The 11676-nt window shown below is 54.2% G+C and carries 9 protein-coding genes; 3 read left to right on the plus strand and 6 right to left on the minus strand.

All coding sequences use genetic code 11. The annotated features are described in order from the left end of the window. Nucleotides 1-98: 98 nt before the first annotated feature. Nucleotides 99-680 carry a D-sedoheptulose 7-phosphate isomerase gene (gene lpcA / locus ABLV78_RS20355; protein WP_004099149.1) on the minus strand — a complete coding sequence of 194 codons (582 nt, stop codon included), beginning with the start codon at nucleotides 678-680 and terminating at the stop codon, nucleotides 99-101. Nucleotides 681-920: 240 nt separating this feature from the next. Here lpcA and fadE point away from each other — a divergent pair, with 240 nt between their 5' ends. Continuing rightward, on the plus strand, nucleotides 921-3365 hold the full coding sequence (gene fadE / locus ABLV78_RS20360; RefSeq protein WP_047047387.1) for an acyl-CoA dehydrogenase FadE: 2445 nt from the start codon (nucleotides 921-923) through the stop codon (nucleotides 3363-3365). A gap of 169 nt (nucleotides 3366-3534) precedes the next feature. After that, on the plus strand, nucleotides 3535-4305 hold the full coding sequence (locus ABLV78_RS20365; protein ID WP_047047396.1) for an amidohydrolase: 771 nt from the start codon (nucleotides 3535-3537) through the stop codon (nucleotides 4303-4305). 30 nt (nucleotides 4306-4335) lie between these two features. On the opposite strand, the gene eamB is transcribed toward ABLV78_RS20365, so the two are convergent. Continuing rightward, nucleotides 4336-4926 (minus strand): cysteine/O-acetylserine transporter, encoded by a 591-nt coding sequence (gene eamB / locus ABLV78_RS20370; protein WP_045391154.1) that lies wholly within the window; start codon nucleotides 4924-4926, stop codon nucleotides 4336-4338. A 103-nt stretch (nucleotides 4927-5029) separates the two neighbouring features. Between eamB and ABLV78_RS20375 the strand changes: the two genes are divergently transcribed. Then, nucleotides 5030-5956, plus strand: coding sequence for a LysR family transcriptional regulator (locus tag ABLV78_RS20375; RefSeq protein ID WP_047047400.1), 927 nt, complete (start codon nucleotides 5030-5032; stop codon nucleotides 5954-5956). 325 nt (nucleotides 5957-6281) lie between these two features. Here ABLV78_RS20375 and ABLV78_RS20380 read toward each other — a convergent pair whose 3' ends face one another. Genes ABLV78_RS20380 through ABLV78_RS20395 form a run of 4 tightly spaced genes read right to left on the minus strand, consistent with a single transcriptional unit; the run spans nucleotide 6282 to nucleotide 11676 of the window. Next, a complete protein-coding gene (locus ABLV78_RS20380) occupies nucleotides 6282-6539 on the minus strand; it encodes a hypothetical protein (protein WP_047047390.1) in 258 nt (85 codons plus the stop codon). Further along, complete coding sequence (locus tag ABLV78_RS20385) at nucleotides 6536-7309, minus strand: hypothetical protein (protein WP_226473460.1); 774 nt, start codon at nucleotides 7307-7309, stop codon at nucleotides 6536-6538. Before ABLV78_RS20385 ends, ABLV78_RS20380 begins: the two co-directional genes overlap by 4 nt. Nucleotides 7310-7354: 45 nt before the next feature. Then, nucleotides 7355-7687: a hypothetical protein gene (locus ABLV78_RS20390; protein ID WP_047047393.1), complete on the minus strand. Its 333-nt coding sequence runs from the start codon at nucleotides 7685-7687 to the stop codon at nucleotides 7355-7357. Then, nucleotides 7684-11676, minus strand: a complete 3993-nt coding sequence (locus ABLV78_RS20395; RefSeq protein ID WP_512172311.1) for a hemagglutinin repeat-containing protein — start codon at nucleotides 11674-11676, stop codon at nucleotides 7684-7686. Before ABLV78_RS20395 ends, ABLV78_RS20390 begins: the two co-directional genes overlap by 4 nt.

The following is an 11676-nucleotide window of genomic DNA, read 5'->3' on the forward strand; positions in this document are numbered from 1 at the left end:
GCTACGCTCCCCCTTCGGGCCGCCCTGAAGGGCGTTCAAAACTCGGTGAGTTTTGTCTGAGCACTGGCCGGGTTCAAAATGGCTAACAAAATAGCCTTTTAAGCTTTAACCATCTCTTTTTCGATCAACATAATCAGAATATGAATCACCTTAATGTGAATCTCCTGAATGCGATCGGCGTAACCGAAATGCGGTACACGGATTTCCACATCGGCGGAACCCGCCATTTTGCCGCCGTCTTTACCGGTCAGGGTGATCACTTTCATTCCCTGCGCGCGAGCGGCTTCAATCGCTTTGATCACGTTGCCGGAGTTGCCGGAGGTGGAGATCCCCAGCAGAACATCGCCTGCGCGGCCAACCGATTCAACGTAACGTGAGAAGACATACTCATAGCCAAAATCATTACTCACGCAGGACAGATGGCTGACGTCAGAGATAGCGATCGCCGGATAACCAGGGCGGTTCTCGCGATAACGCCCGGTCAGCTCTTCCGCAAAATGCATCGCATCGCAATGAGAACCGCCGTTGCCGCAGGAAAGCACTTTACCGCCAGCTTTGAAGCTATCCGCCAGCAGTACCGCCGCGCGCTGGATAGCATGAATGTTGGCCTCGTCCTGCAGAAAGTTGGCCAGCGTTTCCGCGGCTTCGTTCAGTTCGTTACGAATAAGATCCTGGTACATGAGGATAATCCTTCAGTATTGGTTGGAATAACCCTGGCAGTGTACCGGATAGCCGCCGAAGCGAGAAGCAGCAGGCGACGTTATCCCCCGTTCTTTTGATTTTACGTGCCGCTTTTCCAGCCAACAATGTGAGCAAGGTTGTAATTATTTTGTAAACACATTGCTAAAACAAATTACATCCACTACAACCAATACATCACAAGTGGTCAGACCTCCTACAAGATAAGGGAGCATTTCTCTATGATGATTTTGAGTATTGTTGCAACCGTAGTGTTACTCGGCGTGCTCTTCTATCACCGAGTCAGCCTGCTTCTCAGCAGCGTGATTTTGCTCGCCTGGACCGCGGCGCTCAGCGTGGCGGGGCTGTGGAATATCTGGCTGCTGCTGCCGCTGGCGATTATTCTGCTGCCGTTCAACTTTGCGCCGATGCGTAAATCGCTTTTCTCCGCCCCGGCGTTTCGCGCCTTCCGTAAAGTAATGCCGCCGATGTCGCGTACGGAGAAAGAAGCCATCGATGCCGGCACCACCTGGTGGGAAGGCGATCTGTTCCGCGGTAACCCGGACTGGCACAAGCTGCATAACTACCCGCAGCCGCGCCTCACCGCCGAAGAGCAGGCTTTCATCGACGGCCCGGTAGAAGAAGCCTGCCGCATGGCGAACGACTTCGAAATTACCCATGAAATGGCGGATCTGCCGCCGGAGCTGTGGGCGTACCTGAAAGAGCACCGCTTCTTTGCGATGATCATTAAGAAAGAGTACGGCGGCCTGGAGTTTTCCGCCTATGCCCAGTCTCGCGTACTGCAAAAACTGTCCGGCGTTTCCGGGATCCTGGCGATCACCGTCGGCGTGCCTAACTCCTTAGGGCCGGGCGAACTGCTGCAACATTACGGTACCGAAGAGCAGAAAAATCACTACCTGCCGCGCCTGGCGCGCGGTCAGGAGATCCCATGCTTCGCGTTAACCAGCCCGGAAGCGGGCTCCGACGCCGGCGCGATCCCGGATACCGGCGTAGTCTGTATGGGCGACTGGCAGGGTCAGCAGGTGCTGGGAATGCGCCTGACCTGGAACAAGCGCTACATCACTCTCGCGCCAATCGCCACCGTACTGGGCCTGGCTTTCAAACTCTCTGATCCGGACCGTCTGCTGGGCGGCGAGGAAGAGCTCGGTATCACCTGCGCGCTGATCCCCACCTCAACGCCGGGCGTGGAAATTGGCCGTCGTCACTTCCCGCTGAACGTACCGTTCCAGAACGGCCCCACTCGCGGTAAAGATATTTTCGTACCGATCGATTACATCATCGGCGGCCCAAGCATGGCCGGCCAGGGCTGGCGTATGCTGGTTGAGTGCCTGTCCGTGGGTCGCGGCATTACTCTGCCGTCCAACGCCACCGGCGGCCTGAAATCCGTCGCTATGGCGACCGGCGCCTACGCCCACATTCGCCGTCAGTTCAAAATTTCGATTGGTAAAATGGAAGGTATCGAAGAGCCGCTGGCGCGTATCGCAGGCAACGCCTACGTAATGGACGCCGCCGCTTCGCTGATTACCTACGGTATTATGCTTGGCGAGAAGCCGGCGGTGCTGTCGGCAATCGTTAAATATCATTGTACCCACCGCGGCCAGCGTTCAATTATTGACGCCATGGATATTACCGGCGGTAAAGGCATCATGCTGGGCGAAGGCAACTTCCTTGCCCGCGCTTATCAGGGCGCGCCGATCGCCATTACCGTTGAAGGGGCGAATATCCTCACCCGCAGCATGATGATCTTTGGTCAGGGGGCGATTCGCTGCCATCCGTATGTCCTGGATGAAATGGCCGCCGCGCAGAACAATGACGTTAACGCCTTCGACAAGCTGCTGTTTAAACATATCGGCCACGTTGGTAGCAACAAAGTACGCAGCTTCTGGCTGGGCCTGACTCGCGGCCGCACCAGCAGCGCGCCGACCCGTGACACCACGCGCCGCTACTATCAGCACATGAACCGCCTGAGCGCCAACCTGGCCCTGCTGTCGGATGTATCAATGGCGGTACTGGGCGGCAGCCTGAAGCGTCGCGAACGTATCTCCGCGCGTCTCGGCGACGTGCTGAGCCAGCTTTACCTGGCATCGGCGGTGCTGAAACGTTATGACGATGAAGGCCGTAATGAAGCGGATCTGCCGCTGGTCCATTGGGGCGTGCAGGATGCGCTGTATCAGGCGGAGCAGGCTATCGATGACCTGCTGAAGAACTTCCCGAACCGCTTTGTCGCCGGCGCGCTGCGTCTCGCCATCTTCCCGACCGGCCGTCACTACGATGCGCCGTCCGACAAGCTGGATCATAAAGTAGCGAAAATTCTGCAGGTTCCGAGCGCGACCCGCTCTCGTATCGGTCGCGGTCAGTATCTGACGCCAAGCGAACATAACCCGGTTGGCCTGCTGGAAGAGGCGCTGCTGGATGTGATGGCGGCGGATCCAATCCACCAGCGCATCTGCAAAGAGCTGGGTAAAAATCTGCCGTTCACCCGCCTGGATGAGCTGGCCACTAATGCGCTGGCGAAAGGGTTAATTAATCAGGAAGAAGCCGCAATCCTGACCCGTGCGGAAACCAGCCGTCTGCGCAGTATTAACGTTGATGATTTCGCGGCGGATGAACTGGCGACCAAACCGGTAAAGCTGCCGGAAAAAATCCGCAAGATTGAAGCGGCATAATAAAAGCAATACTGCACATCACGACAAAGGCGGGGAATTTCCCCGCCTTTTCTTTTGCCGTTACTCGCCGTAGATAGCATTTTTTTAACAAAATATTCCATGCCGCCTCCGGCTGCTGATATGGTATTAAAATTAGCTTAATGCCCTCTTCATAATGGAGTTCACCACTGTGCCTGGCTTGAAAATTACGCTGTTGCAGCAACCGCTGGTGTGGATGGATGGTCCCGCCAACCTGCGCCATTTCGATCGTCAACTGGAAGAAATGAGCGGGCGCGACATTATTGTGCTGCCTGAGATGTTTACTACCGGATTTGCCATGGAAGCGGCGAAACAATCGATGCCGCAGGGAGAGGTCGTTGAGTGGATGCTGGCGAAAGCGGAGCAGACCAACGCGCTGATTGCCGGTAGCGCGGCCTTGCAGACCGAACGTGGCCCGGTGAACCGTTTTCTGCTGGTAGAGCCCGGCGGTAAAACGCACTTTTACGATAAGCGTCACCTGTTCCGCATGGCGGATGAGCACCACCATTATGAGGCAGGTACTGAACGAGTGGTCTTTGAATGGCGCGGCTGGCGGATTCTGCCGCTGGTGTGCTATGACCTGCGCTTCCCCGTATGGTCGCGTAACCACAACGATTACGACCTGGCGCTGTATGTTGCTAACTGGCCTGCCCCGCGTTCGCTGCACTGGCAATCGCTGCTGGTCGCCAGAGCAATTGAAAACCAGGCCTACGTCGCCGGCTGCAACCGCGTCGGCACTGATGGAAACGGCCATCACTATCGGGGCGATAGCCGTATCATCAGCCCGCAGGGAGAGATTATTGCTACCGCCGAACCGCATCAGGCGACGCGGCTCGATGCCGATCTGTCGTTGGCCGCGCTGCAGGAGTATCGCGAGAAATTTCCGGCCTGGCAGGATGCCGATCCTTTCACGATCGGCTAAACACTTTTCGGGAGCCGCTGCGCTCCCTTTTTATTCCACCACGATCCGCAAAGCGCAGTAGACTAATAACGCTGCCAGCCCCCAGTTCAGTTGGCGCCCGTACAGCAAAAACAGGCGCTGAAACAGATGCCCCGCCAGCGCCCAGCACAGGTTTCCCAGCGCGCCAATCGCCGCCAGCAGCAGACTCACGCTGATGAGCCAAACCGGCTCGCGGGTAACAGGCAGGACAAAGGTAGAGAGCGCGGTGATGCCATAGAGGATAATTTTTACGTTGACGAACTGCAGCCCCAGGCTCGCCCAGAACCCCACCGGCTCTGTACTCAGCGCGCCTGCCCCCGGTTTGCTTTTGGCTATCTGCCAGGCCAGCCACAGGATATACGCCGCGCCAATCCATCCCAATATCCGGGTAAATCGCGAGTCGAGTTCCACCAGCGAAAAGGTTAACGCCGCGCAAATCAGCATGGTGATAATAAAACCGACGCTCATCCCCGCCAGCACCCGCAGGCTGCGGCGTAAGCCATGGGAGGTGACGCTGCTGAGGGCAAGAATATTATTAGGGCCGGGAGTCAGCGCGGTTATCAGGGTATAAGTCAAAAAAGCACTAATCAAAGCTGGGGTCACTTGTCTTCTCCTTCGTTTTGGCAGACAGTACCCGATGCCATTCATTTAAAAAAATGAATGTTTTTTGATTCTGAATTCGATGTTTTCGATAGTTGGTGGCGATATGGATCTGCGGCGTTTTATTACTCTCAAAACGGTAGTGGAAGAAGGCTCGTTTTTACGCGCGGCACAAAAGCTATGCTGTACGCAATCCACGGTGACCTTTCATATTCAACAGCTTGAGCAAGAGCTTGCCGTTCAGCTGTTTGAAAAAATTGGCCGCCGCATGTACCTGACCGAATCCGGTAAAAAGGTGCTGCCGCACGTCCATGAACTGGCGAGGGTGATGGAAACTATTCGTGAGGCGGCTCGTGAAGATGGAGAACCGGCTGGCGAGCTGCGCGTTGCCTGTGGGGAAACCCTGCTGGCCTATAAAATGCCGCAGGTGCTACAGCGCTTTAAACAACGGGCCCCGCAGGTACGCTTATCGCTGCAGTCGCTCAACTGTTATGTCATCCGCGACGCACTACTCAACGATAGCGCCGATTTGGGCGTGTTTTATCGGGTTGGCAACGATGACGCGTTAACCATGAAAAGCTTTGGCCAGCAGTCGCTGACGCTGGTCGCCTCGCCGCAGCATCCGGCGGTCGATTTTACCCACTGCGGGCAACATATTCCGCTGAGCTTTGTTATCAATGAGCCACAGTGCGTATTTCGGCAAATTTTTGAAAGCACGCTGCGCCAGCGCGCTATTACCCTGGAAAATACCATTGAGCTCTGGAGTATCGAAAGTATTAAGCAGTGCGTGGCGAGCAATCTTGGCGTCAGCTATCTGCCACGTTTCACCGTTGAGGAAGAGCTTAAGCGCGGTACGCTGGTTGAACTCCCGTTCAGCGATATTCCACTCACTATTAACGCGATATGCGCTCATCACGCCGGTAAAGTAGTTAGCCCGGCAATGCGGGTATTTATGCAGTGTGTTGAGGAGGCATTATCAAGCGGAACAACAGGCCACAGCGATAGAGCAGTAACTGACGGGTGTATAAAGTAAAATCCTGGCACGATGACCGGGATTTTCTGAAAGTAATATCATGAGTAAAAAAGATATCAGCAAGTTAGCTGCAAGTCAGACCACTGCTGACGCTGTTCTGCGTACTGTCGTAGTGGTCGCTGTCCTGCAGCGCTATCCTATGCCTGAACTGCACCTGGATAGAAGGGTACCGGCTGATAGCTGAAAAATCGGAAACCTAAAAAAGCGCGTGGAAGTTAAACAGATGTGCTTACAATCCCACCACCGCCTTTCAGCATCGGGTTTATGTCAAAGATCTTATCTTTGCTCAGTGAGTTATTCTCCACAACAACTCACTTCGATAGCGTTATTTGCGTCTGTTTTTCCTATAGTGCTGGTAGTACACAAACCAGCAACCTATAGCTCCAATAACGCCACCAACAACGCTGCCTTTCAAAATTTTCACATAATCGATGGATAATAAATCCATAGACAATCCGCTAGTAATAAAATAAAACAATTTTATTACAACTTGAGTGGCAACCGTTGCAATAAATATTCCAATAGGTAAAGCAATTACTAAGTAGAGTAGGATCAAAAGCCATTTTGAGAGTGAAACTTTCATTTCTGCCCCTCCGTTGCTTTTCCTGCTTGATCATTGCCATACTCTGTTGTGACTGAACCAGTTATGTTGCCAGCAACGCCGGGCACTGGATTAATCGGCAGTGGTTTTGATATTCCCATCCCGACATCTGTCCAGATCCAGTCTTTCCATGGTTTCATTGGATTAAGGACTTTATCAAATGGCAATTCAACCAATTTACCTGCGCCATAACCCAACCCAGATGCTATGCCGCTGATTGTTCCACCTTTCCACGGGTCATCACCTTTAAGGTAACTTGATGTCGCTCCACTACCAGTATTGACTGCCATTGTGCCCCATAACCCAGTTCCTGCCGTGAATGCACCTGTCCAGTAACCAAGGATTACATCATTCGGATTCACTTCACCATTAATCAGTAAGCCTACACCAGCATTTGCACTCGCACCGATCAGACTAGTGGTAGCAGCCATCTCGGGCAATAACGGCCAGGCAAGAGCGCTTCCTACCGCTGCCATTGCCGTTTCACAGGATACTGGAGTATTTCCACTACAAGCCTCTTTAATTGCGGCCTGAGTACCAGCCTCGTAGTTATCTACAGTTCCCGGCTTCTGCTTATTCGCTGCGGCAAGGACACTACCCAGCCCGTTATTCTCAACAACAACTCTTTCCGACGCAGGTTGCTGCGATAAACTAGGATTTCCCTTTCCTTTCCGTGAGTTACAACCGATTTTTCCTGTTACTTTTCGCTGCCCATCGATTTTTGCCCCGACGCGCTTTTTTCGACCGTACACGGTACGGACATTGTGGGGATCCCGACGCTGGGGCCGGGATCTCAGTTAATCATCATATTGAAGGTTTATGCTTATTTTTTCTTCTGGTATATCAACGATTATTTCACAACCTATCCATACTGGTTTCCCGTTAGTCATATTATTTTGGATGTAAAAATCCCTCATTTTAACTAACAGTAGTCTAAGATCGTGACTAGCTAACTTATCAGGAACGAACCAGTCTTCATCTCCCTCTTGATCAAGATAATCATACTCATACTCACATGACTCACCATCAAGTGATAATTTAGCACGAGCAATGATCTTCATCGCATTAGCAGGACCGGCATCCACTAATAACTGACCTATTTTATTATGCAGATCATCTAATTCGTTCATTTTACCCCTCCGGGGGTGTTGCTGATGTCTTTGATAACAGGACGGCCTCCGTCAATAGAGTATGTTACACTAAAGCTATCAGGACGCTTACTCTCCCCAGTGTAAACAGGTTCTATTTTAACATTAACTTGTTTGCCATCTTTCAAAGCATTAGCCCATGTGTTTTCCATCTGTTTCCATACACCTTTATTCAGGTTGCCATCCATAGGAACGAGATTGAGTTTTTCGCCAGGACCATTAAAAATACTGGCAATTAAATGACCACCTTCATCACCAGAGCTACCACATTTCCCGGCCTTGCATTGCTGATAAGTGTTTCTGTCGCTTTTCGAAGCAACCAGTATTCCTTCTGCTGAACTGGTTCTTCCCAATGCATCAGTCTGGAATGTTTTATTCCCATCGACCTTATAAACGGTGTTCGGTTCCGGCTTATTCATTGCCTTGTTCCAGGCTCCTTTCTTACCTGAGTCCACAACAACAATGTTTTTACCTGATGTACCCGCCCCCGGTTTTCCGCCTTTACCCATCCCGCCGGTCACGGCACCCAGTACTGCCATTGCCAGGATTTCAGACTGCTGTTTATCCATGCCATACCGGCTTTCCAGCTGGCTCGCAAACTCGGTACTGGTAACGGCACCTTCCGCTTCCATCTGCTGCGCCCAGAATGAAGAGATATCGTTCTTCATTTCTGACGGAACATCGGCATCAAACAGACTATCAAGCGCCTTGCGAACCAGCATTCCGTTGGCCGGAATATCACCGTACTTATCTTTACAGGCCTTTGGATTGGTGGAACAGACCGCAATCATTTCTTTCTGCTGATTGAGGCTCAGATCTTCCATTTCTTTCACGATCTGACAACAGTCACCACGTGCTTCACAGCCCCTGGCTTTCTCCGCAAAACTTTCTATTTGTGGAACACTGAGCGCATTATTCTCAACCGCATTCTTCCCGGCACCGGCACCCGTCGCGGCCCCAGCTGTATTCCCTGTAGCGATCCCTCCTGCCATACCCGCAGATATGCTCGCCAGCGCACTGACTGTCTGCTTCTGTTCTTCAGAAAGTTTATCTACATTAGGGTAGAGCATATTGGCAATAGCACGTGCCGCCAGCTCTCCGCCCCCTGCACCAATCGCACCTGCCGCTGCGCTATTTCCCTGAAGCGCAGCAACCGCACCTCCAAGGATCGCGTGTGCTATGGCATTGACAGCAGGGTTATCTTCTGTCGATTTCAGCAGATGCGCCAGCTCCGGTGCTGAAGCCCCCGCCAGTGCACCCGCTAAATTACCGCCCGCGAGCCCCTGAAGCGCTGCAGTTGCTGCCTGGATGCCGCGCTGAATGTCGCTGCCGGTGCCATACTTTTCCTGTTCCTTTTTGTATTCCGGCGTATCACGCAGTTTTGCCAGATATGCCTGCCGCTGTTCTTCCGTCGCATCCGCCGGTACAGGCCCGTATTTATCCTGCGCAGCCTTCAGCGCATTCAGCTCCCCCTGCGTCCGTGCGATATCCGCCACCTGACCACCGATATCGCTGATCATCCCGATTTCCTTCAGACGGTTCTGCTCCTTCTCCTTGTCGAAGATCGGGCTGATGCTGTCGTTGGCATGTTCGGTGTCGCGGCTCAGGTTCGCCACATCCTGCTTCTGATTATCCTTGTCGCGAATGATGATGGTGCCGTCAGCCACAGCGGCCTGAGTCGTGCCTTCGGCATGCCCACTGTTGCCCGCCGCCGCAATCATCCCACCCGGCATATTGCCCTTGAACTGGTCGCCGAAGCTGCCCGCGCCGCTGATACTGATGCCCGAGTGCTGGGTTTTGAAGTCCGCTTCGTTGTGCAGGTCGCTGAAGCCCAGCGTACCGGTATCGAGGCTGTTTTTGTCCGCCGTGGCCGTGGAGGCAATCACTGCGCCATCCAGTTGGGTATGGTTGCCCGCGGTGATATCAAAGCCGCCATCACCGGCGAACATCCCGGTTTGTTCGGCAACAGAGTCAAAGCGGCTCTTCATCTTGTCCTGGGAGGCAGAGATATAGCCGGAGCCCGTCATGCTGCCGAAGGTGAAGCTGCCGCCCGCCGCCACGCTGCTCTGCTTGCTGTCGTATTTGTTGCTGTCCTGCTGGCTGCTCATCAGCAGGTCGTGCCCCACTTTGGCGACAATTTTATTGCCGCTGACCTGTGCCCCATTGAGCACGGTGTCATTCCCGCTCTTAATGGTGACGGTCTTGCCGCTGTCGATGGTGGTTTCAGTCCAGTCGGTACCGTTACCTTTATCTTTGCCATTGGCTGCGTTGACATTGGCAAACACGCTGATACCGGCACCTTTACCTGCACCAATACTTACGCCGACACCGCCTCCGCTGCTGCTGTTCTTGCCGCTGGACTGTTGAGTGTTAGCAGCCCCGCTGAGAATGACGTCATGCCTGGCGTCCAGCAGCGTGTCGCCGCCCGCTTTCACCTGGCTTCCGGCAATAACGATATCGCCGCTGTTCGGGCCCTTACCTTTTCCATTCGCGGTAATGGAGAGATTGTTGCCTGCATTCAGCGTGCTGCCCGTTATCGTATCGCTCTCAGCGTGCTGCTGCGATTTGGATTTCTGCGTGGTCAGCGAGAGGCTGACGCCCATCGCGTTCGGGTCGGCCGTCAGGTCAGCCGCCTCAGCCGCCTGTCCGGCCTGCACACCGGAGAGCACAGTTTTAGTGGCCTGAAGCGCTTTGAGCCGTCCGTCACTTTCCTCTTTGGTATCCTGTGTCGCCGTAACCGCATTATTAATCGCGCTGCCGACAGTGCCCGAAAGCGCCAGCGTCAGCCCACTTTTCTTCTGCTCGAAAGTTTCATCGCGGGTACGTTTGTCGTGGCCCGGGTCGATGATGACGCTACTGCCGCTGAGACTCATGTCCTTCCCGGCAATCAGGTCTGCGCCGCCGATGTGCGCCTGGTTTCCGGCAGCGATAACCACGTTACCGCCCGTAGATCCGACGGTGCTGAAGCTCTGGCTTTGCGTGGTGCCCGCCTCGCGTAAATCGTGGGTAGTCTTGCTACTGCCGATACTGATCCCGATCCCCCCGGTGCCCATCAGGCCGGATTTTTTCTCTTCCTTAAAGCGCCAGGAGGTATCCGTGTTGGTCGCGGCCACGATATCGACGTTATTACCTGCGTCGAGCGCCACGCTGTTATCGCCCACTACGGAGGAGCCTTTCACCAGCAGGTTGTTGCCCGCCTGCACGGTGACGCTGTCGCCGGAAAGCAAGGTACCTGCTTCACGGGTCGCACTGTCTTCCTCTATGGTGTGAGTCGTTTTCTTGCTAAGGAACCCTTTTTTGGTCTTTGTCTCTTCCCTGTAGTGGTAATCACTTTCCGTCGCCGTGGTCAGGTTCACATCGCGGCCTGCCGCCACGCCGATATCCCCGCTGGCGGTCACCTGCGCCGCTTCGGCGTTGACGTCGCGTCCGGCGACGATGGTGGTGTTGCCGGAGCTGGCGATTTCGGTCCCCTGCTGGCGCACGGATTCATCGATAACGGTTTTCTTTTTCGAGTGTGAGCTGCTGCCGGTCACAGACTCTTCCGCCAGCAGATTAACGTCGCGCCCGGCCTGGATCCCGACATTCCCTTCCGCCGCGATGCCTGCCGCCTGGCTGGTCACGTCCCGTCCGGCAACCAGCGTTACGTTGTCGCCCGCTGAAATCGTTGTTCTGTCGGCGCTGCCCTGATGACTTTCACTGCCGCCCGTGCGGCTGGTCTGCCCGCTGTCAGCCGCGTTCAGGTTCAGATCATTTCCCGCCACCAGCTGCGCGGTTTTACCCGCATTGATAGCGCTCGCCGTCACGTTCAGATCGTTGCCAGCCTGCATTACCGCGTTACCGCCCGCCGTAATGCTGCTGCCCTGATTTGAGGTGGAGGATGTACTGGTGTTTTTCTGGCCCCAAACACCTGATCGGCTGCTGCTGTCGGTTATCTGGTTAGCGGCGATATTGATGCTATTGCCGGCATCCAT

Source organism: Klebsiella sp. CN_Kp075 (assembly GCF_040065055.2).
Classification (GTDB): Bacteria; Pseudomonadota; Gammaproteobacteria; order Enterobacterales; family Enterobacteriaceae; genus Klebsiella; species Klebsiella aerogenes.

Bases quoted from the DNA above. Each gene is read 5' to 3' on its own strand.
- ABLV78_RS20390 (WP_047047393.1), bottom strand. From the start codon at position 7,687: ATGAACGAATTAGATGATCTGCATAATAAAATAGGTCAGTTATTAGTG.
- fadE (WP_047047387.1), top strand. From the start codon at position 921: ATGATGATTTTGAGTATTGTTGCAACCGTAGTGTTACTCGGCGTGCTC.
- ABLV78_RS20375 (WP_047047400.1), top strand. From the start codon at position 5,030: ATGGATCTGCGGCGTTTTATTACTCTCAAAACGGTAGTGGAAGAAGGC.
- ABLV78_RS20395 (WP_512172311.1), bottom strand. From the start codon at position 11,676: ATGGATGCCGGCAATAGCATCAATATCGCCGCTAACCAGATAACCGAC.
- lpcA (WP_004099149.1), bottom strand. From the start codon at position 680: ATGTACCAGGATCTTATTCGTAACGAACTGAACGAAGCCGCGGAAACG.
- ABLV78_RS20380 (WP_047047390.1), bottom strand. From the start codon at position 6,539: ATGAAAGTTTCACTCTCAAAATGGCTTTTGATCCTACTCTACTTAGTA.